This is a genomic window from Micromonospora sp. RHAY321 (assembly GCF_023896955.1).
Taxonomy (GTDB): Bacteria; Actinomycetota; Actinomycetes; order Mycobacteriales; family Micromonosporaceae; genus Micromonospora.
On record NZ_JAMHIW010000008.1, the window covers coordinates 156,619 to 182,858 of the forward strand.

Here is a 26,240-nt window from a genome sequence, read left to right on the forward strand (position 1 = left end):
GAGGACTGGCGGCGGAAACCCTCTCGAATCTCACACCACTCCCGGGCCATCCGCTGCCCTCCTGCCTAAATGCGGACCGCAGGTGCCGGCGGCTGGAAACGCCGCCAGATCGAACTGGACTTCAGCACGCCGTGGGCGACGCCGACGTAGATCGCAGTGGGGCCAAGCACGGCGACCACGCCGCCCAGGCATGCCAACAGTGTGCCGACGAGCGGTACGTCGGTTGCAACTGCGACGACAGCCACATAGACCGTGGCCAGCGCTGCGGCGACGGTCCGCAGGGGTGCTGATAGCCTGCTCGGCCAATTGGGCAGTACAAGCTAGGCCGACGAAGCAGAGGACCTGCGGGACTGGAGGCGCGGTCAGATGAGGTCGAGGCTACGAAAGCTGCATATCGGCGGTCGAGAGTTCACCTGGAAGGCCGATATCCGCGATGCGTCTGGACCTGATGGTCCCATCCATCGCTGCATCCGAATCCGCGTCTGGGGAGCGGGAAAGAATGGCCGCGCCCTGCAGGCCGACCTTACTGACCGCCCCCAGCCGGCACCTGGGGAGGAAACGTATCCGTACCCCACGGCTGAGAACGTGCGGGCACTTGCCCAGTACGCCATGAGCGTTGGCTGGACGCCTGAGGCGGTGGGCGGAACGTTCCGAATCACTTCCCCCGCTGACGTTGACTTGCCCGGGTTTGCCATCACTGATCTTTTGTGGATCGCAGAACCCTCCCACTAGCTCTGGTACGTCCCGAGCCGCCTGCCGACTCGGCCACGGTGGCTTCTGACAGGCAGCCGCGTCGGTCCAGATCATGACGCGGGTCGTCCGGTCTAGCAGCGGAAACGCCTCTCGACTTTTCCCACCACTCCCCCACCATCCATCGACCTCTTGCGGACTGGATGCGGCTGTACGGCCAGGCGATGGCCTTGGCGGGCTAAGCCGGGAAAACAGCGCCGTGGGCACCACGGTACGGGGCCGGTTCCATCTGGCCGCCCAGTGCGGCAGCTACCGCACGAGCAGCAGCCAGCTTGACGTCGCCGTCGCACGTGTCGGCCGGGGAATCCCCGATCATCGTCAGCGTCACTCGGCTGGCGCGGTTGCGGCCCTGTACGTGGGCGAGCGCATATCGCGCGCCCTCTGTCGCCTCGGTGATGAACTGCGGGTTGACCGGTCTGTTGACGACAGCATGCGGTCCGTACAGATCCCGCAACCAGTCAAACGCATGGGGAGAAACGACCACCTGGTCCTGGTCGGCCGGCTCAGCCTCAACCGCAACCTTCGCTATGTGAGCCAGCCCGGCGACTATCTGACGGAGCACGAAGACTGCTTCCACGGGGACAACCTACTCAGAACGGGTTCTCCCAAAGATGGAGCATGGCTGGCCGGCTGGCCGTCGGCACGAACCTCGACGCGGTTCGCCCGGGTCGTCGGCAGCATGGCTGACCAGGGTTTTGCTTGGTGGGGCGGGCGGGACTCGAACCCGCGACCGAGGGATTATGAGTCCCCTGCTCTAACCGGCTGAGCTACCGCCCCTGACACCGCGCCGGATCTTATCCCGCCCGGTGGATCACGGGCCAGCAGTGACCCGGCCCCACCTCATCACCGCCGTCGTCGCTTCAACAGCACGATGGGCAACGCGAGGATAACAGTGAGCAGCCAGCCCACCGCGATGATGCCCCAGAACCACGTGTCGTCCGGTTCGCTGTCGGCGGCGAACATGCCGATGGTCAGCAGCAGGCAGAAGCCGCCCATCAGCAGGGTGCCAAGGCCACTCAGCACCATCACCGGGATCTCCCACCAGGAGCGTCCGGCGGGCTCGGCCTGTCGGGCGACGGGCTTCGGCTGGGGGATCTGGTCCGGTGTGCGGGCGGGCATGGTGACGTGCCGGTCGGCGGGCACCTGGGCGTCGATGGCCTGGATCGTTCCCGGCGGCAACTGGAGCATCGTCGGCTCGATGTGCAGCACGATGGCGTCGGCGCCGATCAGTTGTCGTGCCCCGTCGGGCCAGGCGAGCATGGCGGAGCAGTCGTCGTAGCGGACGGTCAGCGGCCCTTCGGCCCTCAGGGAGGTCACACCGTCGGTGCCGACGCGGATCCCGCCGGCACCCTGCCTCGCCCGGTACGTGGTGCCGTCGACGGTGTCGGCGGAGTGGGTGGGCGCGGCGACGAAGCCGGCCCAGTCGGCGGTGTGCCCGCCGGGCACCATCAGCAGTGCCGACGCGGTCATCTCCCCGGCCACCTCGTGCAGGTCGGCGAGGTTGACGGCCTTCAGCTCGGCCCGGTGCTCGTCGATGCTGATGTTCGGCTGCCCGGTCAGCACGTTCAGGGCGTACGACGGCAGCCGCCCGGCGTCCACCTCCGCGGTGCCGAGGACGTCCTCCCGCTTGGCGACAGTGGCGTCGAGGTCCGCCTGCTCGATCCGCCCGACCCGCATCTTGGCGAGCACGTCGATGAAGCCGCCGAGCACGGCGTCCTGCTTCTCCGACAGCGAGTCGGCGAGTGCCCGCAGCGTGGCGTACCCGTCGCCGCGCGGCTCGTACCCCGTGGTGGTGGTGTAGGAGAGGCCGGCGTCCTGGCGCAGCGAGCGGTACAGCTCGCGCTCCAGCACGCCGGCGAAGATGTTGGCGGCGGTGCTGCGTCGCACCACCGAGTCGAGCACCACGGCGCGGGCGCCGCTGACGAAGTACGCCGGCGTCTGCGGCAGCGCCGACGACGCCACCGGCACCGGCTGCCGGACTCCGCCGGGCAGCGGGAGCCGCAGCCCGGCGGGCACCCGGTCGCCGGTGATCCAGAGCACCGCGTTCTCCCGGGTGAACCACCGGGCAGTCCATTCGCGCAGGTCGTCGGCGGTGAGCGCGCCCAGCCCCCACTCCGGGTAGCTGCTCAGCCCGAAGTCCCGGGCGCCGTGTCGCCACAGCGGAATCTCGTCGACGGCGGCGGTGCCCCGGCTGCTCCACTCGGTGCGCAGGATCTCCTTCTCGACGTCCAGCCGTGCCGTCGGCAGGTCGGAGAGGTGCCCGCAGACGGCGGTGAGGAACGCCGCGATGTCCGCCTCGGAGCCCTGGGTGTGGAACATGGTGAACGCGGGGGCGGTCATGCCGTTGACGTGGTAGTCGGCCAGACCGAGCGGTGCCAGCGCGAGGTGCTCGATGAGGTGGGTGATGCCGGCGCGGCCGAGCGTCTCGTCGGCGGTGCCGACCCGGAAGGTCAGGCCGGCGTGCATCGGCCCGCCGGTGGGGGCGAGCAGCGTGGGCACCCCGTCCACGTCCAGGTGCTGGATCACGACTGGCCACCCTTCGCGTACGCCTTGGCGCGGTACTTCGTGAAGCCTTCGGCTCCGCCGACATAGCCCCAGGGGTATTCCGTGCCCAGGTTGCCGAGCGCGGTGAACTGGTTCGCGGCGGCGGACCACTGGCCGGTCACGCTGAACATCACCGCGAACGTCGAGCGGACCCAGACCCAGTCCGCTCGGTCGACGTAGTCGGGGTGCAACACGGATCGTTGCCCGGCCTGCATGATCTCGTTCGCTACCCGCACGCTGTGCAGGTAGTCCGTCTGCTCCTGGTGACTGTCGAAGTCCAGCCAGCGTTCCATGTGCGCTTCGGCTACCAGCACGGCGTTGGGTGCCCCGTCGGGCGCGGCCTGGGCGCACTCGAAGGCGAAGGCGAAGGCCCGGTCCCAGTCGCCGCTCCACTTCGGGCAGAGTTGCTGGAGCAGGCTGGCCTGGGCAGGCAGGTGGTGTGGGTGATGTCGGGCGAGGCGGTCGTAACGGCGACGCGTCTCGTTCTGCCCCAGTTCCAGACCCCGGGCGAGGGTGATCCGTTGCGTCCAGGCCGCCGCGTCGTCCTCGTGCCGGGCGGTGACGTCGATGAGTACCTGTTCGGCCCGCCGCAGGTGGTCGTGGAACTGGTCGAACTGGTTCCGGCTGACGTGCTGGGCCCGGGCACCGCTGCGGATCCGCCAGCCGGTGCGGATGAGGCAGTTACCGAGCAGCGTGCCGGCGAGGGCGTCGGTGGGGTCGTCGTCGTACACCCGCCGCAGAAACGGCTCGGTCCCTTCCTGGTCGCCGGCCGCCCCGACCAGCAGCGTCCGGACGGCGGGGTCGCGGTCAGCGAAGACCGCCTGGACGGCGGGCCAGTCGGCGGCGTCGAGCGCCTTGCGCAGGTCGTTGACCTCGGGGTACGCGGCACCGGCGTCGAAGGTGGGGGCCGATAGAGGGGCGGGCATGGCGGCGATCATAGGTGATCAACTACGGCGGCGATGTCCCGCTTCTTCTGGTCATCCACCGTCGGACTACGTCGCGCGCAACTCCTCCAGCACCGCGCCGGCGGCGCGCCAGCCGCTGGCGAGAGCGCCCTGGATCGATGGGCTGTCGCGGTGGTCACCGGCCACGAACAGGCCCTGCCCCAACGACACGGGTTTGCGCAGCCGCCCCTGCGGTGGCGGCGCGGCGGGCAGCGCGTGCGGGACGGCCACGGTGGTGAGATGCGTCCAGTCGGCGGTGGACCGTCCGTACAGCCGGGTCAACTCGGCCCGTACGGTCGGCTCGCGTGGGGCGGTCGGGCCGACCACGGAGGTGGCCACCAGGTGCCGGCCGGCCGGCGCGTACGTTCCGGCGGCGTTGCTGAGCACCACGGTGTTGGCGACGATCTCGCGCCGATCACCGTCGACGAGCAGGATCGGCTCGGTCAGCGGTGGCTCGGGAGAGCTGTGGTAATAGGTGGTGTAGCTGTGCATCCGTACCGTCGGGAGGGTCGGCAGCAGCGCGGACGCGGCGGGCGGGTCGCCGGCGACCACGACGGCCCGGCAGCGGATGTCGCCGGCCTGGGTCCGCACGCGGCCGGGGGCGACCTCGGCAACCGGGGTGTCCAGCGCGATGAGGTCCGCCGGCAGCGGGTCGGCGATGGCCCGGGGCAGGGCCGCCATCCCCTCGGCGGGCAGGCCGATCCGGCCGCGGGCGAAGGAGCGCAGCACCATGGCCAGCACGCGGCTGGAGGTGGCGAGTTCCCGGTCGATGAACACACCGGACAGGAACGGTCGCAGCAGTTCCTCGATGATCGCGTCGGAGAGGCCGGCACGGCGCAGCGCCACCTCGGCGCTGGTCTCCGGCGCGGCGAGCAGCCGGGAGGTGGGCAGGGTGGCGCAGCCGGCGGCGAGCGCGGCGAAGCGCACCCGGTCGCGCAGCGAGCCGACCCCGGCGAGGGCGGTACGCGGCCCGCCGGTCGGCTCGCGCAGCGGGTTGACCAGCCGCAACAGGTCGTCGCCCCTGCGCACCAGCACCCCGGACGTGAAGTACCCGAGGTGGAGCCGGCCGGTGTCGAGGAGCGTGCCGAGCCGCGGGTAGGCGGTGTTGAGCACCTGGAAACCCCGGTCGATCAGGTAACCGTCCACGACGTCGGTGGCGACCCGGCCGCCGAGGCGGCTGCCGGCCTCCAGGAGCCGCCAGGGCACGCCGGCGCGGTGCAACCGGCGGGCGGCGGCGAGACCGGCCAGGCCGCCGCCGACGATGACGACGTCGGTCTCAGCCAGCATCGCGCGCCTCCCGCCCGCCGTTGGCCCGGGCCAACCGGCCCGGCCACCAGATCTTCGGCCCGACGTCGTACGCGAGCGCGGGCACCAGCAGCGACCGGACGATGATGGTGTCGATGAGCACCCCGACCGCGACCGCGGTGCCCAACTCGACCAGCACCACCAGCGGCAGGACAGCGAGGGCGGAGAAGGTCGCGGCGAGCACGATTCCGGCGGAGGTGATGACCCCGCCGGTGACGGCGAGGCCGGCCAGCACCCCGGCCCGGGTGCCGCGTCTGACCGACTCCTCGCGGACCCGGCTCATCAGGAAGATGTTGTAGTCGATGCCGAGTGCGACCAGGAACACGAACGCGAACAGCGGGAACGACGTGTCCACACCGGGGAAGCCGAAGGCGTGGCGGAACAGCAGCGCGCAGAGGCCGAGGGTGGCCGCGAAGCTGAGCAGCACGGTGGCGATCAGCAGCAGCGGGGCCAGCAGTGCGCGCAGCAGCAGGGCCAGGATGATCGCGATGACCACCAGCACCACCGGGATGATGACGTTCTGGTCGCGCCGGGCGGCGTCGGAGGTGTCCACGTTGATCGCGGTGAAGCCGCCGACCACCGCGTCCGCGCCGGGCACCCGGTGCACGGCCACCCGCAGCTCGCGGATCGTCCGCTCGGCGCCGTCGCTGTCGGGCGGGTCGGCCAGCGTCGCCTCCAGTTGGACCCGCCCGTCGACGACCTTCGGTGCGGCGGCCGGGTCGGGCGGGCCGGTCTGCTGGCCCGCGCTGACCGGGCGGACGGCGGCGACGCCGGGCACGCCCTGCGCCACCTGGGCCACCTGCCGGGCGGTCTGTTCGGTGGCGAAGATGGTGGCCGGGCTGCCGGTGCCGGCCGGAAAGTGCCGGGAGATCACCTCCTGGCCGTCCACCGAGTCGGTGCGCTGGGTGAACAGGTCGGACTGGCCGAGGGTGGTGGCCCCGAGCTGGGTGAGGCCGAGCGTGAGGACGGCGAGTACGACGGCGGTGGTCAGCCAGATCGGTCGGGCGTGCCGCGCGACGAAACCGGCGATGCGGCTCCAGATGCCGTGCTCGGCCCTCGGGTCGGCCTCGTCGGAGCGTGGCCGCCGGGGCCAGAACGCCCACCGGCCGCCGAGCACCAGCAGCGCGGGCAGGAAGGTGAGCATCACCAGCAGGGTGGCGGCGATGCCGATGGCGGCGACCGGGCCGAGCGCCCGGTTGGAGTTGAGGCTGGACAGCAGCAGGCAGAGCAGGCTGACGATGACCGTCCCGCCGGAGGCGATGATGGCCGGCGCGGCACCCTTCCACGCCGTACGCATCGCGTCCCAGGGTCGGTCGTGCCGGTGCAGTTCCTCCCGGTAGCGGGCGATCAGCAGCAGCGCGTAGTCGGTGCCGGCGCCGAAGACCAGCACGGTGAGGATGCCCTGGGCCTGCCCGTTGAGCTTGAGCACGTCGGCGTCGGCGAGCAGGTACACGAAGACCGAGGCCAGCGCGTACGACATGCCGGCGGCCAGCAACGGGAAGATCCAGAGCACCGGGCTCCGGTAGACGATCAGCAGGATGACCAGCACCACGACGAGGGTGACCAGCAGCAGCGGCCCGTCGATGGCGGAGAACACCTCGATCAGGTCGGCGAGCAGGCCGGCCGGCCCGGCGACGTCCACGGTGAGCCCGTCCCGGTCGCCGTCGGCGATGTCGCGCAGCTGCTCGACGACGGCACCGATCTCCTCCCCCTCGGCGTCGTCGACCGGCACGACGACCTGGAGCGCCTGGCCGTCCTCGCTGGGGATCGGCGGGGGCAGCGGGGTGACCACGCCGGGCACCTGGGCGAAGCGGGCGGCGTCGGCGCTGACCCGTTGCCGGTCGGCGTCGGTGATCCCGGAGGTGCGCTCGTAGACGACCAGCGCCGGGATGGTCTCCCGGTCGACGAACTCGCCGGCGAGGTTCTGGGCGCGCGTCGCCTCGGCGTCGGTGGGCAGGAAGGCGGCGTTGTCGTTGGTGGCGACCTCGCTGAGGCGCCCGGAGTACGGCCCGGCCACGCCGCCGATCACCAGCCAGGCCAGAACGACCGCCACCGCGATCAGCGTGGCCCGGCCGAAGCCTCCTCGTCCGGACATCCGCGAACCACCCCAAGAATCGACGCATCAATCGACGCAGCGGGAGTCTAAGTCGACATCGACCATCCTGCCGGGCGACGCCGTCGCCGGAGGGCGAAACCGGGACGAGAGGGGCGCGACGCGCTGGGCGGCGGCAGGGAGGACGCACACGAAAACGCCCGTCGGCGTGGTGCCGACGGGCGTTGGGTGGAGAAGCTCCCCCGATTGGACTCGAACCAATAACCTGCCGGTTAACAGCCGGCTGCTCTGCCAATTGAGCTACAGGGGACCGTGCACCGCCCGGCTCCGGGATCTCCCCGACGCCGTGCGACGGGACAAGAGTACAGGACATCCCCCGGTGTTGGTCCAGTGGGTTGCACCCCCGGCCACCCGTGATCGAGGTGTCCAGGTCAGCGTCGCGAGTAATCGACAATTCGGGTAAATCGTCATCCCGGCACAAGCAGGCATGAGCGGAGAGCAGGATGGGTAGTTAGCTGCGGACAGAGGACGCAGGCGCGAGTTGGTCGCTGCCGACGGGGCAATCCGCCGGGGCGACGGCGCGTCAGGTACGGAAGGAGCCGCCATGCGCGGAAAGATCATGTTCCTTGGCGGGCTGGCTGCGGGATTCGTCCTGGGTGCTCGTGCCGGCCGGGAGAAGTACGAAGAGCTGGTGGTTCGGGGCCGCAAGGTGCTCGACCACCCGACCGTCCAGGAGGCGGCCGGGGTCGCGCAGGCCCAGGCCAACCGGCTCTACAGCGAGGGCAAGGACAAGCTCGGCCAGACGAAGCTGGGCGAGAAGCTGGGCACGGGCAACGGCAGCACCGGCACGCAGGAGCTGACCGCCGCCGACGACGCGTTCGCCGGCACGCCCGCCACCATGGGCGCCAAGGCGGGCTCCGGCTCGTCGGGCGGCAGCTCGGTCGGCACGACCTCCGGGTCGCCGTCGGCCACCCCCCGCCCCAAGTCGTCCGGCTCGGGCACCAACGCCAGCACGCTCTGACCAACCCGCACGTCAACGGGCCGGTCGCCGCAGGGCGACCGGCCCGTGGTCCGTCCCGGGACGGGTCAGTCCTTGCTGCTGAACGCCGCGTCGAAGGCGGCGCTCGGAGCGTCGAAGGCGAGCCGGCGGACGAACTGCAACGCCTCCGGTGCACCGACCAGCCGGTCCATGCCGGCGTCCTCCCACTCGATGGAGATCGGGCCGGTGTAGCCGATCGCGTTCAACGCCCGGAAGCAGTCCTCCCAGGGCACGTCGCCGTGCCCGGTCGAGACGAAGTCCCAGCCGCGGCGCAGGTCAGCCCAGGGCAGGTGGGAGGCGAGCCGGCCGCGCCGGCCGTCCCCGGTGCGCACCTTGGCGTCCTTGCAGTCGACGTGGTAGATCCGGTCGGCGAAGTCGAAGATGAAGTTCACCGGGTCCAGCTCCTGCCAGACGAAGTGCGACGGGTCCCAGTTCAACCCGAACGCGGGCCGGTTGCCGATCGCCTCCAGCGTCCGCTTCGTCGTCCAGTAGTCGTACGCGATCTCGCTGGGGTGCACCTCGTGCGCGAACCGCACCCCCACCTCGTCGAACACGTCGAGGATCGGGTTCCACCGGTCGGCGAAGTCCTGGTAGCCGCGCTCGATCATGGACGGCGGCACCGGCGGGAACATCGCGAGGGTGTGCCAGATCGACGAGCCGGTGAAGCCGACGACCGTCTTCACCCCGAGCTTCGCCGCCGCCCGCGCGGTGTCCTTGATCTCCTCGGCGGCCCGCTGCCGGACGCCCTCGGGCTCCCCGTCACCCCAGATCCGGCCGGGCAGGATGTCCTGGTGCCGCTCGTCGATCGGGTGGTCGCAGACCGCCTGACCGACGAGGTGGTTGGAGATCGTGAAGACCTCGAGGTTGTGCTTGGCGAGGGTCTCCCGCTTGCGGTCGACGTACGAGTCGTCGGCGAGCGCCTTGTCGACCTCGAAGTGGTCGCCCCAGCAGGCGATCTCCAGACCGTCGTAGCCCCACTCGGAGGCGAGCCGACAGACCTCCTCGAAAGGCAGGTCGGCCCACTGGCCGGTGAAGAGCGTGATGGGTCGCGCCATTGTCCTTCTCCCCTGTTGTGATGGGGATTCCTTGTGCGGACCGGGGCGAGGTGACCGGTCGGGCCGGTACGCGGCGGCGGAACGGAGCACCGGTGGATGCGGTACGCACCTGAGCCCGGCGGGTTGCGCCTCCCACCGGGTCACCGGCCACCGTCACGGTCGCCGTCCCCACCCTATTTCCGCCGCCCCCGTCGCGAAAGCCCACGGCCCCGGGTAGTTCGGGCGGTTGGCGCGGGAGCACGCGCCCGACCGTCAGTCGGCCACCTCTTCGGGCGCGGGCAGGACGGCCCGGACGGTGAAGCCACCCCCGGGGCGCGGGCCGGCGGAGAAGGTGCCGCCGATCCGCTCGGCGCGCCGGCGTACGCCGGGCAGGCCGCCACCAGGTCCCGGGGTGCCGCCGCCCGCCGGCCCCTCGTCGCGTACCTCGATGGTGATGCCCTCGGGGTCGTAGCGCAGGCGGACCGCGACCGGCGCGCCCGGGGCGTGCCGTCGCGCGTTGGTCAGCGCCTCCTCGATGATCCGGTACGCCGCCACGTCGACCGCGCCGGGAAGCGGCCGGGGCGGTCCCGACAGGCTCCAGCGCACCGGCTGGCCCGCGGCGAAACCGTCCACCAGCGCGTCGAGGCGGTTCAGGCTGGGCGGCGGCCCGCCGGACGTGTCGAGTTCCTCGGCCCGGCCCAGCGCCTCGCGCAGCCGGTGCCCCTGCACCCGGGCCATCCGGCGCCACCGCCCGAAACTCCCCATGCCGGTCAAGGTACGGCAGCCGGCTGTGAACCCGGCCGTGGACTCGTGGTCACGCCCGGCGTGGCGCGGCGTCCGACGGCACCCCCGTCAGGGCTCGCCGGTCAGGGTCGCAGGCCGGGCGACCCCCGCGCAGCGGCCCGCCGGGCGGGGCACGCCCGGCGGGCCGGATCAGCGGGTCGGATCAGCGAGGGGTCAGGGCAGGGTCCACTTCTGGTTGGCCGCGCCGTTGCAGGTCCAGAGGTGCACGATCGTGCCGTCGGCGGAGTTGTTGCCGGAGACGTCGAGGCACTTGTTCGACGACGCGTTGCGCAGGCTGCCGTCGGCCTGGGCCGCCCAGTTCTGCGCGCCCGTGCCGTTGCAGGTCCAGAGCTGGATCTTGGTGCCGTCGGCGGTGCCGCTGCCGGACACGTCGAGGCACTTGCCGAGCGCCTTGATCGTCGAGTTCGGCGTCACGGTCCAGGTCTGCGCCGTACTGCCGTTGCAGGTGTAGATCTGGATCTGGGTGCCGTCGGCGGTGCCGCTGTTGCGCACGTCCAGGCACTTGCCGCCCAGACCCTTGACCGCGCCGACCCCCGGGGTGCCGCCACCGCCGCCCTTGACCAGGGTGAAGTCGTCCACGTCGAAGAGCCCCGTGCCGCTACCGGTGAAGGTGAGGTAGAGGTTCTGCGTGCTGGACGGGACGTTGGACAGGGAGGTGGTGACGTTGGCGAAGGTCGTCCAGCTGCCGGTGTTCGGCACCGTGACCGAGCCGAGGACCGGGCCGGTGGCCGAACCGGTGCGCACCTGGATGGTGCCGCCCGCGCCGCCGGAGACGACCCGGGACGTGAACGAGGTGACCCCGGTCAGGTTCACACCGTTGTACGCGGCCCAGTCGCCCGGGTCGATGTAGCCGATGGTCTGGCCGCCGTTGGCGCCCGCCTTGGTGAACGGGGTGACCCCGTTGGCCGAGCTGAACGCCTCGGCCTGGATGGTGGTGTTGACGGGCGGCGGCGTGGTGCCCAGCTCCTTGATCCGGATGTTGCGGAACGAGGCGTCGTCACCGGTGCCGTGGTTCTGGATACCGATGTGGCCGGCCAGCGAACGGACCGGGTTGGTGTTGGTGAAATCGTTGATCTTCACGCCGTTGAGGAAGATCTGCAGCCGCTCGCCCTCGACCAGCAGCTCGTAGGTGTTCCACTCTCCCGCAGCGTTCAGCGCCGCGTCGCGGGCGGCGATGTCGGCGGACTTGAACGTGTAGACCGCCCCGGTGGTGCGGTCCGCCGCGTCGGTGGCGTCGATCTGGATCTCGTAGCCGTTGTCCACCGCCGACCACGGGTCACTGGACGGCGGGAAACCGATGAAGATGCCGGAGTTGTCGTCACCGGCCAACTTCCAGTCCAGCTTCAGCGAGTAGTTGGTGAACTGCTTGGCGTTGTACCAGAACAACCCCATGCCGCCGGTCGAGGTGAGGGTGGCGTCGGAGTTGGTGAAGCTGCCCGGGCCGGCCTGCGACCAGCCGGCGGTCGAGCCGTTGTAGATCGGGGAGTAGCCCGTCTCGGGCCGGCAGTCGGCCTTGCTCCGACCGGCCGCGTAGCGGATGCCGCCCAGCAGGTGGGCCCGGAACGCGGGCTCGGCGTACGACGCCTGGGTGTGCCCCGCGCCGGTGTAGAAGGACCGGCCACCGCCGTAGCCCTTGCACCAGCTCAGCGGATGGTCGGCGCCCATCCCGCCACCGGAGTACGACGACTCGTCCAGGGTGGTCAGCACGTGGGCGGTCGACCGGGCGTTGGTCCGGTAGTTGTACCACTCGTCGGTGCGGGTCCAGGTCTGCGGCAGGTGCGCGGTGGCCGCGTGCCCCCGGTCCTCCACCTTGGTGTTGGCCTGCTGGATGGCCGGGTGCGAGGCGAACCACGCGCCGACGAGGTTGCCGTAGAACGGCCAGTCGTACTCGGTGTCGGCGGCGGCGTGCACGCCCACGTACCCGCGACCCGAGCCGATGTACGACTCGAAGGCCGTCTGCTGGCTGGCGTTGAGCACGTCGCCGGTGGTGTTGAGGAAGACCACCGCCTCGTACTGGTTGAGGTTGGCGGTGGTGAACGCCGCGGCGTCCTCGGTGGCGGTGACGGTGAAGCTGTTCGCCGCGCCCAGGTCGCGGATGGTCTGGATGCCGACCGGGATGGCGTCGTGGCGGAAGCCGGCGGTCTTGGAGAAGACCAGCACGTCGTAGGGGGCGTCGGCGGCGCTGGCCGGGGTGGCCGGGGTGGTGCAGGCGAGAACGGCGAGGGCGGCGGTGGCCGCGCCGAGGACGGGACGCAGGAGTCTGCGCATATCGCTCTCCTAAGAACGGTTAGGAGGGGTCCCTTGTCCAACACTAGGCGTCACACAAGGGGCCCTTCCGCTCAACTCAGGGCAGGATCCACTTCTGGTTCGCGGCGGCGGTGCAGGTCCAGAGGTGCACGACGGTGCTGTCCGCCGAGTTGTTTCCCGAGACGTCGAGGCACTTGCTCGACGCCGCGTTGCGCACCGTGCCGTCGGCCTGCGCGGCCCAGTTCTGCGCCCCGGTGCCGTTGCAGGTCCAGAGCTGGATCTTGGTGCCGTCGGCCGAACCGCCACCGGAGACGTCGAGGCACTTGCCCAACGCCCTGATGGTCGAGCCCGGCGTGACCGTCCAGGTCTGCGCCGCGCTGCCGTTGCAGGTGTAGATCTGGATCTGCGTGCCGTCGGCCGTGGCGGCGTTGCGCACGTCCAGGCACTTGCCACCCAGGCCCTTGATCGGACCGGCCCCACCGGTCGGGGGTGCACCGGTGACGAAGGTGAACGCGTCCAGGTCGTAGAGGGCACCGGTGCCCGACCCGGCGAACGTCAGGTAGAGCGTGGTGGTGCCGGTGGGCGGGTTGGTGATCGTCCCCGTCACGGTGGTGAAGGTTTCCCAGCCGCCGGTGACCGGGACCGTGGCCGAGCCGAGCACCGTGCCGGTGGCCGAGCCGGCCCGCACCTGGAGCGTGCCACCGGCACCCGCCGAGGAGACGCGGGCGGTGAACGAGGTGACGTTGCCCAGCCGGTACGGCTGGAACGCGATCCAGTCGCCGTTGTTGATGTCGCCGACGGTCTTGCCGCCCTCGGCCGGGGTCTTGCTGAACACGTTGATCCCCGACGAGGTGCCGAAGAACTCGGCCTGCCGGTGCCGCGGCGGCAGCGTGTGCTGGGTGTGCGTGGTCAGCCCACCGGCGTCGGTGTACTCGGCGTCGAAGATGGCGAAGATGTTCGCCGCGTCGTCGTGCTCACCGTCGACGGGGATGGTGATCGAGCCGGAGCAGCCGGTCTTCGAGGTGATCTGGTGGCCGTGCTGGTCGTGGCCGAGCACGTAGGTCATCTTGACCTTCGTGCAGTCGATCGTGCCGTCCTCCGGGTCGGTGACCGTGATGCTGAAGGGCACCGTGTCGCCGAAGCTGAACAGCTGCCCGTTGCCGGGGCTGTTGATCGTCACCGTCGGCGCGGTGTTGCCGACGTTGATCACCACGCTGGCGGTGCCGGTGGCGCCCTGCGGGTCCCGCACGGTCAGCGTCGCGGTGTAGGTGCCGTTGGTGGTGTACGTCTTCGTCGGGTTGGCCGCCGTGGAGGTGGTCCCGTCACCGAAGTTCCACGAGTACGTCAGCGCGCCACCCTCGGGGTCGGACGAGCCGGCCGAGGAGAACGTCACCGCCAGCGGCGCGGCGCCGGAGGTCCTGTTCGCGCTGGCCGTGGCGTTGGGGGCCCGGTTGCCGCCGGCGACGTAGTCGAAGCGGTACAGCGCCGAGTTGGCGTCACCGTTGAAGTAGCCGGTGCCGTAGTCGAGCACGTAGTAGGCGCCGTCCGGCCCAAAGGCCGAGTCCATCACCTGCTTGCCGACCCAGGGGAAGGTGTCGATGACGCCCCGGGAGCCGTCGGCGTTGACGTGGATCGGCTTGATCCAGCCGCGGCCGAACTCGGTGGCGAAGAACTGGCCGTCGAACGACTGCGGGAACTTCGTCGTCGAGGTCGACGAGGCGTTGTACCGGTAGACCGGGCCGCCCATCGGCGACTCGGAGCCGCCGCCGAACTCCGTCGGGGTGCCGGCGTCGCCGGCGTACCGGATCCAGGCCGGCTTGGCCGCCGGCAGGGTGGGCAGGCCCGTGTTGCGGAAGGAGTTGTTGGTCGGCCCGCCGGTGCAGTTGTACTTCGCCCCGCCGGTGTTGGCGGCGAAGTCCCACTCGTTGTACGTCTCGGTGGTGGTGTTGGTGCCGGTGCAGTACGGCCAGCCGTAGTTGCCCGGCGCGGCGACCCGGTTGAACTCCACCTGGCCGGACGGACCGCGGGTGGCGCTGGTGGAGCCGGCGTCCGGCCCGTAGTCACCGACGTAGACGACGCCGGTGGCCTTGTCCACGCTGATCCGGAACGGGTTGCGGAACCCCATCGCGTAGATCTCCGGCCGGGTCCTGGCCGTGCCGGGCGCGAACAGGTTGCCCGCCGGGATGGAGTACGTGCCGTTGGCGTTCACCTTGATCCGCAGGATCTTGCCGCGCAGGTCGTTGGTGTTGCCGGCGCTGCGCTGCGCGTCGTACGCGGGGTTGCGGTTGGTCCGCTCGTCCAGGGGGGCGTAGCCGGCGGACTCGAAGGGGTTGGTGTCGTCGCCGGTGGACAGGTAGAGGTTGCCGGCGGCGTCGAAGTCGATGTCACCGCCGACGTGGCAGCACAGGCCGCGATCGGCCGGCACGTCGAGCACGTCGACCTTGCTGGCCTGGTTGACCGTGAAGTCGGCGTTGAGGGTGAACCGGGAGAGCCGGTTGACGCCCTGCCAGGCCGAGAAGTCGGTGCCGGTGGCGGGCGCGTCGCCGCCGGGGGTGGACAGCGGCGGGGCGTAGTAGAGGAAGATCTGCCGGTTGCTGGCGAAGTTCGGGTCGACCCCGACGCCCTGCAGACCCTCCTCGTCGTGCGTGTAGACCGGCAGGGTGCCGATCACGGCGGTGTTGCCGTTGGCGTCGGTGCGGCGCAGCGTGCCGTTGCGGGCGGTGTGCAGGACCGAGCGGTCGGGCAGCACGGCCAGCGACATCGGTTCGCCCATGTCGGCCACGCCTCGGGCGAGCTCGACCTGCTGGAAGTCGGTGGCGTTGATCGGGTGCGCCTGGGCGGGGGTCGGGCCGCCGAGTGCGGCCGGGCCGGCGCCGAGTGCGACCGTGCCGGCCGCGGCCACCAGCAGCAGTGCCGATCCCGCGGAGAACCACCGTCGGGACCGGTGTGGGGGAGCGTCCTTCATGGACATGTGTGCTGTCCCTTCCTGACGATTGACTGCCAGGCCGGGCGCGCGCCGTCGCGCCAGATGCCGTAGCGGTGGTGGGGGATGCGGTCGGCCTGCCGGGATGCCGTCCCGGCCGGCCGTGACCACCGAGGCGGTGGGGGGTCACATGCTCGGAGGTCACCAGTCGATGGGTTACCGCGCCGCCGGTTCACCTCGACGAAACAATGTCGTGTTGGCCACGACACTAAATTGCGAGTGTCGATGTGTCCATACCTTCCGGCGGATCGCCGTGAACTTTCGTCGATTCGACTGAAAGTCGCGAGACAGCGCCGTTCCCCGGACACCGCAGACGATGCCCGGGGACCGTGTTCCGGCGATCGCCGGCGGATCAGGCGTGGCGGTCGATCGCCTGCGCGGCCAGCGCGACCAGTGCGGCGCGGGCCTCCGCGTCCACGGTCGCGCGCTCCAGCGCGGCCAGCGCGGCCTCGGTCCGGACCCGGATCATCTGCTCGATCCGCTCCCGTGCACCGGTCGCCTCGATGATGCCGCGCAGCTCGGCCGCGCCGTCCGCGTCCAGCGCGGGATTGCCGAACAACTCCCGCAGCCGGGCGGTCTGCGGTCGGTCGGCGGCGCTACGGGCCAGCGCCATCATCACCGTCGGCTTGCCCTCACGCAGGTCGTCCAGGACCGACTTGCCGGTGACCGCCGGGTCCCCGAAGACGCCCAGCACGTCGTCGCGGAGCTGGAACGCGTCGCCCAGCGGGTCACCGAACTCCCCCAGCGCGGCGATCAGCTCCGGTCCCGCACCGGCCAGGGCCGCGCCGATCTGCAACGGCCGGGTCACCGTGTACCGGGCCGCCTTCATCCGTATCACGGTGAGCGCGCTGGCCACCGAGCCGTCACCCACCCCGGACACCAGGTCCAGGTACTCCCCCGCGATGACCTCGGTGCGCATCAACGCGAACACCCCGTACCCCCGGTGCACCTGCTCGGTGCTCAGGCCGCACTCGTGGAACATCTGGTCCGACCAGGCCGCGCAGAGATCCCCGCAGAGCAGCGCGGTGTTGCGTCCGTACGTCTCGGGGTCGCCCCGCCACGACGAGCGGGCGTGCAGATCGGCGAAGAGCCGGTGCACCGACGGCTCACCCCGGCGGCGGTCGCTGCCGTCCAGGATGTCGTCGTGGATCAGCGCGAACGCGTGGAACAGCTCCAGCGCCGCCGCGGCCACCACGATCGGGGTGCCGTCGGCCGCCCCGGCACCACGCCAACCCCAGTAGCAGAAGAGCGGTCGCAGCCGCTTCCCACCGGCCAGCACGAACCGGTACAGCGCGGTGAACACGCCACGCGGCGCGCCGTCCGGCCAGTCCGGGCCCTGCCGGTCGAGGAAGCCGGCCAGCTCCGCGTCGAAACGCGCCCGCAACCCGCTGGTGTCGGTGGGCGCGACGGTGACCGTCATGACCCCTCCCCCGGCCCGCCCGGCTCCGCACCGTCGACGGTCAAGCCGGCCAGCTCCAGCAGCAGCCCCTTGACCTCGGTGGCCGCGATCCGGTCGCGGGCTGCGGCCGGGTCGGAGCAGAGCAGCACCGGGGCGTCCGCCGGGTCGTCCGGCAGCCGACCGTGCGAGCCGCGCACCGCCCGCGCCCCGGCGTCCAGGCCGACCGCGCTCATCAGGTAGCGCATGCCCAGTTTCTTGCGTGCCAGCGCCACCCCGGCGCGGCGCTTGGCCGCACCCGGCGCGGCCGGGTCGAAGAACAGCTCGGCCGGGTCGTAACCCGGCTTGCGATGGATCTCCACCAGCCGGGCGAAGTCCGGCGCGCGGGCGTCGTCCAGCCAGTAGTAGTAGGTGAACCAGGCGTCCGGCTCGGCCACCAGCACCAGCTCACCCGCGCGCGGGTGATCGAGCCCGTGCGCGGCCTTGCCCTCGGCGTCGAGCACCTCGGCCACCCCGGGCAGCCCGGCGCAGAGCTTCGCCACCGCCGGCACGTCGGCCGGGTCCTTGACGTAGACGTGCGCGACCTGGTGGTCGGCGACCGCGAACGCCCGCGACGTCCACGGGTCGAGGTACTCCATGCCGGCCTGGGTGTGCACCCGCAGCAGCCCCTCGGCGCGCAGCAACCGGTTGACGTCCACCGGCCGGGACACGTCGGTGATGCCGTACTCCGAGAGCACCACCACGGTGGCGTCGCGCGCCCGGGCGGCGTCCAGCAGCGGCCCGAGCACCGCGTCCAACTCGGCGGCCGCGGCCGCGGCCTGCGCCGAGGACGGGCCGAACCGTTGCAGGTCGTAGTCCAGGTGCGGGACGTAGACCAGGGTCAGGTCGGGTGACACGTCGGCCAGGATCTGCTCGGCCGCCTGGCAGATCCACCGTGACGAGGGCAGCCCGGCCGTCGGCCCCCAGTAGGTGAACAGCGGGAAGGTGCCCAGCCGCCCGGTGAGGGCGTCGTGCAGCTCCGGCGGGTCGGTGTAGCAGTCCGGCTCCTTGCGCCCGTCGGCGTAGTACACCGGGCGCGGGGTGACCGTCCAGTCGACGTCGGCGCCCATCGCGTACCACCAGCAGACGTTGGCGACGGTGTAGCCGGGCTCGGCCCGGCGGGCGGCCTGCCAGAGCTTCTCCCCGCCGACCAGCGCGTTGTGCTGCCGCCACAGCAGCACCTCGCCCAGCTCCCGGAAATACCAGCCGTTGCCGACGATCCCGTGCCCGCTGGGCGCCTCGCCGGTGAGGAAGGTGGACTGCACCGAGCAGGTCACCGCGGGCAGCACCGTGCCCAGCTCGGCCCGGAAGCCGCCGTCGGCGACCCCCCGCAGCCGGGGCATGTGCGCCAGCAGTCGCGGGGTCAGCCCGACAACGTCGAGCACCACCAGTCGCCGACTCATCGTGACACCCCCATGCTTACGGTTCGCTCTGCGGTCAGGCCGAGGCCGACCAGTTCGTCCCGGGCGAAGGCCAGCTCCGCGGCGATGCCGGCGGCCAGCTCCGCGTCGGTGCCGGGCCGTCGTGCGGCCGGCAGCACCCCCCAGGTGTACGTCTCGACGTCGAGGTGGTCGCAGCCGGCGGTCGGGCCGTCGAAGAGCGCTCTCAGGGCCGCGCGGAGCACCGGCAGGGTCGAGCCGAGCGGTTCCTCGGGTGGGGCGTGCAGGGGCACGTGGTAGTGCACCCGCCACGGCCCGGGTAACGCCCGGTCCAGCGCCTCGTCCAGGTCGTCGGCCGCGTACGCCGGGTCGGCCGGGTCGGCCAGGCCGGCGCAACCGGCGCCCCGGGTCTGGTGCAGGAAGCGTGGCTCCACCCAGCGGCGCAACGCGTCGGCCCCGCCCTCCGGGTCGGCGGCCTCGACGGCGGCGGAGACCTGCACCTTCACCACGGGCAGCCCGGCCGCCCGCAGTCGTTCCAGTGCCTCGGCCGGCTCCTCCCAGGCGCAGGCCAGGTGGGCCAGGTCGAGGCAGACGCCCAGCCGCTCGGTGTCCATCCCGGACAGCAGCGCGGCGGCCTGGCCGGTGCTCTCCACCACGCAACCGGGCTCCGGCTCGAAGGCGACCCGCACCTCGCGGCCGGTGTCCCGCTGCACGCCGGCCAGACCGGCGGCGAGCTGGTCCAGCCGCCGTCGGGCGGCGTCGGCCTGGTCGGCGCCCCAGGGCTCCCGCCACGCCAGCGGCAGGGTGGAGATCGAGCCGCGGGCGGCGTCGTCGGGCAGCAGATCGGCGAGCACCCGGGCCAGATCCAGGGTGTACGTCAACCGCTGCCCGGTGGTCCAGTCGGGCCGGTAGACGTCGTGCTTCACCACCGGCGCCTGGAAGGCCGCGTACGGGAAGCCGTTGAGGGTCACCACCTCCAGCCCGCGCGCGTCCAGTTCGGCGCGCAGCCGGCGGCGCAGTGCCGGGTCGGCGGCCAGCTCGGCGGCGACCGGGGCGGCCAGCCACAGCCCGAGGCCGAGCAGGTCACTGCCGAGCGCCTCGCGGACCGGTACGGCGTAGGTGTCCAGTTGGGCGAGGATGCCGGCGAGGTCCTCGGCGGGGTGCACGTTGGTGCAGTAGCCGAGGTGGACGGTGTCGCCGCCGGCGTGCCGCAGCCGCATCAGCTGCCGCCGCGCAGGATCGAGTTGCCGGTCTGCGGGTCCACGGCGGTGACCTCCACGTCGGTCAGGTCGAGGCGACCGGACTGCCCGTAGAACTCCACCGGGTTGCGCCACAGCACCCGGTCGACGTCGTCGTCGGTGAACCCGGCCAGCAGCATCGCCTCGCCGGTGGCCCGGGTCAGCAGCGGGTCCGAGCGCCCCCAGTCGGCCGCGGAGTTGACCAGCATCCGCTCGGTCCCGTACTCCCGCAGCAGCTCCACCATCCGCGGCGGCGTCATCTTGGTGTCCGGGTAGATGGAGAAGCCCAGCCAGCAGTCGCTGTCGCGGACCAGCTTGACGGTCACCTCGTTGAGGTGGTCGACCACGACCCGGCCCGGGTCGATGCCGGACTCGTTGACCACGGCGAGGGTGCGCTCGACGCCCCGCGCCTTGTCCCGGTGCGGGGTGTGCACCAGCGCCGGCAGGTCGTGCGCGACGGCCAGGGCGAGCTGCGCGGCGAACGCCTCGTCCTCCTCCGGGGTCATCGAGTCGTACCCGATCTCGCCGACCGCCACGACCGCGTCCTTGTCGAGGTAGCGCGGCAGCAGGTCGAGCACCGGGCGGCAGCGCGGGTCGTTGGCCTCCTTGGGGTTCAGCGCCACGGTGGCGTGGTGCCGCACCCCGAACTGCCCGGCCCGGAACGGCTCCCAGCCGATCAGCGAGTCGAAGTAGTCGGCGAACGAGGCGGCGCTGGTGCGCGGTTGACCCAGCCAGAACGCCGGCTCCACCACCGCCCGGACGCCGGCGGCGGCCATCCGTTCATAGTCGTCGGTGGTGCGTGAGGTCATGTGGATGTGCGGGTCGAAGATGCGCATCACGCCTCCGTGGGGGTGGTCCGGTCGACGGTGCCGGTCCCGCCGCTGTGCGCGGTGAGCCGGTGGAGCAGGTCGGTGGCGTCGGCGGGCAGCTCCCGGCCGGCGGCGTGCCGCTCGGCGGCCAGCGCGGCCAGCATCGCGGCCAACTCACCGTCGGCGCGGGTGTCCAGGTCGGCCACCGCGACCAGCGGCACGCCGGAGAACACGCACTTGAGCACCGCCTGCCGCCAGGCCGCCGGGTCGAGGTGCCGGGCGTACGGGCCGAGCGCGGCGGCGACCAGCCGGGTGTCGTTGGTCCGGATCGCGTCGTGCAGCAGCGGGACTCCGGCGGCGCCGATCGGCAGCAGCGGCAGGGCGCGCAGCACGGCCCGCCGCTCGGCGGCGTCGCCGTGCCGGTAGAGGGCGTCGGCGTACGCGACGTGCTCGGCGGGCAGTGCGGTGAGCAGGAGCACGCGGGCCGCGTCGTCGGCGGTCCAGTCGGGGGCGTCGGGCAGTGCCGCCCGGCCGCAGCGCCGGCCGGCGGCCGGGAAGAGCCGGGTGATCGCGGTGGGCTCGGTCGCGACCCGCCGCAGCGCCGTGTCCAGCCAGTCAGGATCGGGTACGCCCCGCAGTGCGGCCCGTAGTGAATCCGGTGTCATCCCGTCTCCTCCCCTTGTGCTGCTCCGCAGGCACCCCCAGGCGCGCCCTTTGCTCTGCTTCAATCCACGCGACGGCCACTGTCCGGGTATCGGACGGCCGCTGTTGCGTCCGTTGAAGCAGAGCAAAGGGCGCGTGGGGGCACCTCGTCCTCGGTGGGCTGGCCAGCCGCCGCCGTGCTCGCGGTGGTGGTCCGCGCCGCCGCCGTCGCGGCCGCGGCGCGCAGGAACTCGATCGACCGGGCGGCCACGGCCGGCGCGGCGTGCGAGTCCCGGGGCAGCTCGACGGCGACCAGCCCGCGGTAGCCGGCCTGCGCGAGGGCCGCCAGCACCGGCGGGAAGTCGATCTCTCCGGTGCCGAACTCCAGGTGCTCGTGCACGCCCCGGCGCATGTCGTCGATCTGCACGTTGACCAGGTGGTCGGCCACCTCGGCGACACACTGCGGCACCGGCCACGGCTCCAGGCAGCGGCAGTGTCCGATGTCGAGGGTGATGCCGAAGGAGGCGGGGTCGCCGAGCGCGGCGCGCAGCCGGCGCCAGTCGGCGATGTCCTCGACCAGCATTCCCGGCTCCGGTTCGAAGCCGAGGGTGACACCGGCGGTGTCGGCGGCGTCCACCACGGCGGAGCAGCCGGCCACCAGCCGGTCCCACGCGCTCTGCGCCGGCACCGTGCCCGGGCGGACGCCGGCCCAGAAGGAGACCGCCTCCGCGCCGAGGTCGGCGCCGATCCGGACGGCCCGGCGCAGGAACTCGATCCGCCGCGTCGGGTCGTCGTGCAGCAGCGTCGGGGCGTGCTTGTGCCACGGGTCGAGCAGGTAGCGGGCACCCGTCTCGATCACCACGGCCAGGCCCAGCTCGTCCAGCCGGCGGCTGACGGCGGCGATCCGGCGGGTGAGCCCGGGCGCGAACGGGTCGAGGTGGTCGTGGTCCAGGGTCAGCGCCACCCCGGCGTACCCGAGGTCGGCGATGACGGCCAGCGCGTCGTCGAGCCGGTGGTTGGCGAAGCCGTTGGTCCCGTACCCGAAGCGCAGCGTCGAGGCGTCGGCCGGTGGCGCGGAGCGGGGCTGTGGAGCGGTCATGTCGGGGAGACCTTCCGGGCCAGTCGCCGACCCAGCGGCGCCGCCGCCGCGACGGCCAACCCGAGCAGGCCGGCGCCGCCGCGCGCGGTGAGCGCCCCCTGCAGGGCGGGCAGTCCCGTGATCCCGGCGCCGACCGCGGCGCGTACCCGGCCGGCCGACGGGTCCCGGACCACCTGGGCCTGGGCGGCTCCGTAGCGGGCGGCGTACCAGGCGGCCAGCACCGCGGGCAGCGCGGCGGCCAGCCCGACTCCCGGCCGGGCGGGGCGGTCACCCGCGCCGGATCGGCCGTCGGTCGGGATCGGCCCGGTGCTCCGGGCGGCGGCGCCGGGCGCGGCCACGGCGGCGCTGGCAGCGACCAGGGCGGTGCCGGCCAGCGTGCGCAGCGGCAGGGCCGCGTCGGCGCCGGTGACCTCCCGGCGGGACAGCGCGGTGACCGTCCAGGTGTGCGCGGCGACGGTCGCCGCCGCCGGCAGCGCCCGGGTCAGCCGGCCGCCGGACGCGCCGAGCAGCACGTCCAGCCCTCGGCAGGCGGCCATCACGGCCGGCCCGGCGGCGGTGTTCTTGGCCAGCAGGTCGTACCCCCAGATGGTGGCCGCCAGTGGCACGGCGAGCGCGGCGGCGCGGCGGCCGCCCACGGCGGCGGCCAGGCCCACGCCGGCGGCGGTGAGGCCGGCGGCGAGCCCGACCGCGGCGGCCGGGGCGACCCGACCGCTGGGGATCGGCCGTTCGGGCCGCTCGACCGCGTCCAGCCGCCGGTCGGCCCAGTCGTTGGCGGCCATGCCGGCCCAGTACAGCAGCACCGAGGCGCCGGCCAGGGCCGGCGTACGTCGGCTCAGCGCGCCGGCCGCCGCCGCGCCGGCGACCACGTCACCGGGCACCGAGAGCGCGGCCGGCGCCCGGACCAGCTCGGCAAGGTCAGCCAACGTTGTCATGGGAACCGTCCCGGCCGGCGTGCAGCCCACGCGTGAAGTCGGCCAGCCGGGCCCACTGGTCGGCCAGCGAGTGGGTCGGCGTGCCCAGCGGATCCTTGAAGAAGAAGCCCAGCTCGGTCAGCGGCCCGACGTGACCGGCGTCGTGCGCGGCGGCGGTGAGCCGGGCCAGGTCGAGCACCAGCGGCGCGGCCAGCGCGGAGTCGCAGCCGTGCCAGGTGAACTCCATCCGCATCCCGGTGCCGAGGAAACCGGCGAAGGTGATCAGATCCCAGGCGGTCTTGAAGTCGCCCAGCTCCTCGACGTACTCGATCCGGGTGCCGCCCTGCGGCACGTAGCCCAGCGTCTCGCCGAGCACCCGCTGCTTGCTCTGCACCTTGGCCGCGTTGGCGGCCGGATCGGCGAGGGTCGCGCCGTCACCGCCGCCGAGCAGGTTGACCCCGGACCAGGACCGCACGGCCAGGTTCCGCATCGCGAACATCGGCGCGAGCACCGACTTGACCAGGGTCTCCCCCGTCTTGCCGTCGTGCCCGGCGTACGGCAGCCGGACCTGTTCGGCCAGCGCGGTCAGCGCCGGCAGCCGCAGCCCGGTGGACGGGGTGAAGTCGACGTACGGGCAGCCGGCCAGCAGCGCCGCGTACCCGTACAGGGAGCTGGGTGGCAGCACCTCGTCCGGGCCGGTGAGGGCGGCGCGCAGGGCGTCGGGGTCGGCGTGCCCGGGGTGCGGCGCGGGGGCCGGTTCGGTGGCGGAGACGTTGACCACCACCACCCGGTCGAGCTTGTGCCGCTCGCGGAAGGCGGTGAGGTCACGGACCACGGCGGCGGCCCGGTCGGCCTGGGTGGCGCCGACCGGCGCCGGGCGCAGTTCCTGCTCGACGGCGGCCAGCTCGTCGGGGAGCGCCGCGACCAGCCGCCAGGGGATGACCCCGGTGTCGGCCAACGCCTCGGCCCGCTTGCACAGCGGAGTGGTGGCCAGGTCGTGCCCGCCGAAGACCAGGTCGGTGAAGGACGGCAGGGCGGGGCCGCGCAGCTCCGGCAGCTCGGTGACGCAGCCGGTCGGCCCGGCCAGACCGGCCCGCAGGGCGAGCCCTCCGACGATGCTGGTGGTCGCGACGGAACCGCGCGCTCCTACCAGCCAGACACCCGTTCGCATGGTGCTCCTTCCCGTCCAGGAGGAACCGTCGGTGAAACTAAATATAGGAATATCAGAATATTTCTCGAAAAGATACGGCCTTGCTGGATGGGCCCCGTCCGCCCGCCCCGCACCGGGACGGCACCGGGTTCCGACGTCGGCGTCGGCGGCGACGACGCCGGACCGGCTCCCGGTACGGGTGCGGGCAGACGGGGCTGGTAGGCAGGGTCGGTCGGCGTCTCGACCCTGCCTCCCCCGCATCCGGCCGACCGGGGCGTTGGCGTGCCCCGGCCGGACGTCTCAGGCCGCCGTGCCCACCGGATCGCCGACCGGTGTGCGGCACGCCGAACGTCGGCGGGCGGTAGCGGTACGGGTGGGGACAGCGGCGGGCGGTGCCATGTGGTCCTCCGGGTCGCCGGGGGTGGTGGCGGTCCTCCGGTGCGGCCGGGGAATCCCGGTCCGGTCGCACCGGACGACCGTCCTGCTCGTGCGCCACCGGGCCTCAGGGCCCGGCTGCACGCCCTCCGGTGCCGACCTCGTCCCGGCCGCGGGGCGCAACCGCGGCCGGTCCCTCGCCGGTCGGCTCCGGAAAGCCGGTCGGGCGATGGCGGCGCGAACACCGCCATCGCGGATGGACAAGTTGTCAGACGGCCACAGCGGCCAGCGCCGGTGCCACCTCGGTCCAGGAGGAGCCGACCTCCGCCGAACGGGTCACCGCGTCCAGCACCAGCTGGACCTGCAACGCGTCGGCGAACGACGGAGCCGGGTCGACCCCGGTGGCGATCGCCTCGATGAAGTCACGCATCTGGTGGGTGAAGGAGTGCTCGTAGCCGATGATGTGGCCGGGTGGCCACCACGCCGACATGTACGGGTGCTCACCCTCGGTCACCAGGATGCGGCTGAAACCCTGTTCCACGCTGGGCCGGGTGGCGTCGTAGAACTCCAGCTCGTTGAGGCGTTCCAGGTCGAAGACCACACTGCCCAGCGAGCCGTTGATCTCGACTCGCAGGGCGTTCTTACGGCCGGTGGCGAACCGGCTCGCCTCGTACGTGGCCAGGGCGCCACCGTCGAGCCGGGCCACGAAGACCGCGGCGTCGTCGACGGTGACCGTCCCGGTGGGCGACCCGTTCCCGTCGACCGAACCAGCGCCGTCCAGGGTGGCCGCCAACCCGCTCGACCCGGCCGGCAACGGCCGTTCCTTGACGAAGGTCTCGGTCACCGCGCTGACGCCGGTGATCCGCTGGCCGGTGACGAACTGGGTCAGGTCGATGATGTGCGCGCCGATGTCGCCGAGCGCGCCGGAGCCCGCCCTGTCCTTCTGCAACCGCCAGACCAGCGGGAACTGCGGGTCCACGATCCAGTCCTGCAGGTACGTCGCCCGGACGTGCCGGATCACCCCGAGTCGCCCGTCGGCGATCATCTGGCGCATCATCGTGACCGCAGGGACCCGCCGGTAGTTGAAACCGCACATCGACCGCGCTCCGGCGGCCCGGGCTGTCTCCGCCGCGGCGGTCATCGCCCGTGCCTCGGCCACCGTGTTGGCCAACGGCTTCTCGCACAGCACGTGCTTGCCGGCGGCCAACGCGGCTAGAGCGATCTCGGCATGGCTGTCGCCCGGGGTGCAGACGTCGACCACGTCGATGTCGTCCCGGTTGATGACGTCACGCCAGTCCGTCGTGTACGCGTCCCAACCGAGCCGGTCGGCGGCGTCGGCCACCTTCCCGGTGTCCCGGCCGCAGATCAGTGCCATCCGGGCCCGCGCCGGCAGGTCGTACACGCGGTTCACGGTGCGCCACGCCTGTGAGTGCGCGGCGCCCATGAACGCGTAGCCGACCATGCCGACCCGCAGTTCTTTGTCTGTCGTGGACAAGGTG

Annotated in this window: 19 protein-coding genes, 2 tRNA genes and 1 pseudogene; 1 reads left to right on the forward strand and 21 read right to left on the reverse strand. The window is 72.3% G+C overall.

What is annotated here, in order from left to right; genetic code table 11:
- Positions 1-65 precede the first annotated feature (65 nt).
- From M8C17_RS19120 to M8C17_RS19155, 8 genes and pseudogenes are all read right to left on the reverse strand, one after another.
- Positions 66-272: pseudogene (locus M8C17_RS19120) on the reverse strand (hypothetical protein); the annotation flags it as partial.
- Between the two features lie 656 nt (positions 273-928).
- Complete coding sequence (locus tag M8C17_RS19125; RefSeq protein WP_252417864.1) at positions 929-1,327, reverse strand: hypothetical protein; 399 nt, start codon at positions 1,325-1,327, stop codon at positions 929-931.
- Between the two features lie 123 nt (positions 1,328-1,450).
- A tRNA-Ile gene (locus M8C17_RS19130) sits at positions 1,451-1,527 on the reverse strand.
- A gap of 66 nt (positions 1,528-1,593) precedes the next feature.
- Positions 1,594-3,276, reverse strand: a complete 1,683-nt coding sequence (locus M8C17_RS19135; RefSeq protein WP_252417865.1) for a pitrilysin family protein — start codon at positions 3,274-3,276, stop codon at positions 1,594-1,596.
- Positions 3,273-4,220, reverse strand: a complete 948-nt coding sequence (locus tag M8C17_RS19140; RefSeq protein WP_252417866.1) for a hypothetical protein — start codon at positions 4,218-4,220, stop codon at positions 3,273-3,275. The genes M8C17_RS19135 and M8C17_RS19140 overlap by 4 nt, the downstream gene beginning before the upstream one ends.
- A gap of 66 nt (positions 4,221-4,286) precedes the next feature.
- Positions 4,287-5,525: an NAD(P)/FAD-dependent oxidoreductase gene (locus tag M8C17_RS19145; protein ID WP_252417867.1), complete on the reverse strand. Its 1,239-nt coding sequence runs from the start codon at positions 5,523-5,525 to the stop codon at positions 4,287-4,289.
- Complete coding sequence (locus M8C17_RS19150) at positions 5,515-7,638, reverse strand: MMPL family transporter (RefSeq protein ID WP_252417868.1); 2,124 nt, start codon at positions 7,636-7,638, stop codon at positions 5,515-5,517. The genes M8C17_RS19145 and M8C17_RS19150 overlap by 11 nt, the downstream gene beginning before the upstream one ends.
- Before the next feature lie 195 nt (positions 7,639-7,833).
- Positions 7,834-7,906: transfer RNA gene (locus M8C17_RS19155), tRNA-Asn, on the reverse strand.
- Positions 7,907-8,200: 294 nt separating this feature from the next.
- On the opposite strand from M8C17_RS19155, the gene M8C17_RS19160 reads away from it, so the two are divergent.
- Entirely contained in the window at positions 8,201-8,617 is a 417-nt protein-coding gene (locus M8C17_RS19160; RefSeq protein WP_252417869.1) for a hypothetical protein, read from the forward strand.
- Positions 8,618-8,682: 65 nt separating this feature from the next.
- On the opposite strand, the gene M8C17_RS19165 is transcribed toward M8C17_RS19160, so the two are convergent.
- The 13 genes from M8C17_RS19165 to M8C17_RS19225 form a co-directional block, all read right to left on the reverse strand.
- Positions 8,683-9,690, reverse strand: a complete 1,008-nt coding sequence (locus M8C17_RS19165; RefSeq protein ID WP_252417870.1) for a sugar phosphate isomerase/epimerase — start codon at positions 9,688-9,690, stop codon at positions 8,683-8,685.
- A gap of 252 nt (positions 9,691-9,942) precedes the next feature.
- On the reverse strand, positions 9,943-10,434 hold the full coding sequence (locus M8C17_RS19170; protein WP_252417871.1) for a sensor histidine kinase: 492 nt from the start codon (positions 10,432-10,434) through the stop codon (positions 9,943-9,945).
- Between the two features lie 192 nt (positions 10,435-10,626).
- Positions 10,627-12,741 (reverse strand): ThuA domain-containing protein, encoded by a 2,115-nt coding sequence (locus M8C17_RS19175; protein ID WP_252417872.1) that lies wholly within the window; start codon positions 12,739-12,741, stop codon positions 10,627-10,629.
- Positions 12,742-12,817: 76 nt separating this feature from the next.
- Positions 12,818-15,691 carry a PQQ-dependent sugar dehydrogenase gene (locus M8C17_RS19180; RefSeq protein WP_252417873.1) on the reverse strand — a complete coding sequence of 958 codons (2,874 nt, stop codon included), beginning with the start codon at positions 15,689-15,691 and terminating at the stop codon, positions 12,818-12,820.
- A gap of 364 nt (positions 15,692-16,055) precedes the next feature.
- Positions 16,056-17,123 carry a polyprenyl synthetase family protein gene (locus tag M8C17_RS19185; RefSeq protein WP_252417874.1) on the reverse strand — a complete coding sequence of 356 codons (1,068 nt, stop codon included), beginning with the start codon at positions 17,121-17,123 and terminating at the stop codon, positions 16,056-16,058.
- Positions 17,120-18,541: an alkaline phosphatase family protein gene (locus tag M8C17_RS19190; protein ID WP_252417875.1), complete on the reverse strand. Its 1,422-nt coding sequence runs from the start codon at positions 18,539-18,541 to the stop codon at positions 17,120-17,122. Before M8C17_RS19190 ends, M8C17_RS19185 begins: the two co-directional genes overlap by 4 nt.
- Positions 18,538-19,737 carry a metabolite traffic protein EboE gene (gene eboE / locus M8C17_RS19195; RefSeq protein WP_252417876.1) on the reverse strand — a complete coding sequence of 400 codons (1,200 nt, stop codon included), beginning with the start codon at positions 19,735-19,737 and terminating at the stop codon, positions 18,538-18,540. Before eboE ends, M8C17_RS19190 begins: the two co-directional genes overlap by 4 nt.
- Positions 19,737-20,591, reverse strand: coding sequence for a TatD family hydrolase (locus M8C17_RS19200; RefSeq protein WP_252417877.1), 855 nt, complete (start codon positions 20,589-20,591; stop codon positions 19,737-19,739). The genes eboE and M8C17_RS19200 overlap by 1 nt, the downstream gene beginning before the upstream one ends.
- Positions 20,591-21,229 (reverse strand): EboA domain-containing protein, encoded by a 639-nt coding sequence (locus tag M8C17_RS19205; protein WP_252417878.1) that lies wholly within the window; start codon positions 21,227-21,229, stop codon positions 20,591-20,593. The genes M8C17_RS19200 and M8C17_RS19205 overlap by 1 nt, the downstream gene beginning before the upstream one ends.
- A gap of 59 nt (positions 21,230-21,288) precedes the next feature.
- A complete protein-coding gene (locus tag M8C17_RS19210; protein ID WP_252417879.1) occupies positions 21,289-22,305 on the reverse strand; it encodes a sugar phosphate isomerase/epimerase in 1,017 nt (338 codons plus the stop codon).
- Positions 22,302-23,237: an SCO3242 family prenyltransferase gene (locus tag M8C17_RS19215; protein ID WP_252417880.1), complete on the reverse strand. Its 936-nt coding sequence runs from the start codon at positions 23,235-23,237 to the stop codon at positions 22,302-22,304. Before M8C17_RS19215 ends, M8C17_RS19210 begins: the two co-directional genes overlap by 4 nt.
- Positions 23,221-24,387, reverse strand: coding sequence for an inositol-3-phosphate synthase (locus M8C17_RS19220; RefSeq protein WP_252417881.1), 1,167 nt, complete (start codon positions 24,385-24,387; stop codon positions 23,221-23,223). Before M8C17_RS19220 ends, M8C17_RS19215 begins: the two co-directional genes overlap by 17 nt.
- 622 nt (positions 24,388-25,009) lie before the next feature.
- Positions 25,010-26,203 (reverse strand): Gfo/Idh/MocA family protein, encoded by a 1,194-nt coding sequence (locus tag M8C17_RS19225; RefSeq protein ID WP_374558677.1) that lies wholly within the window; start codon positions 26,201-26,203, stop codon positions 25,010-25,012.
- Positions 26,204-26,240 lie beyond the last annotated feature (37 nt).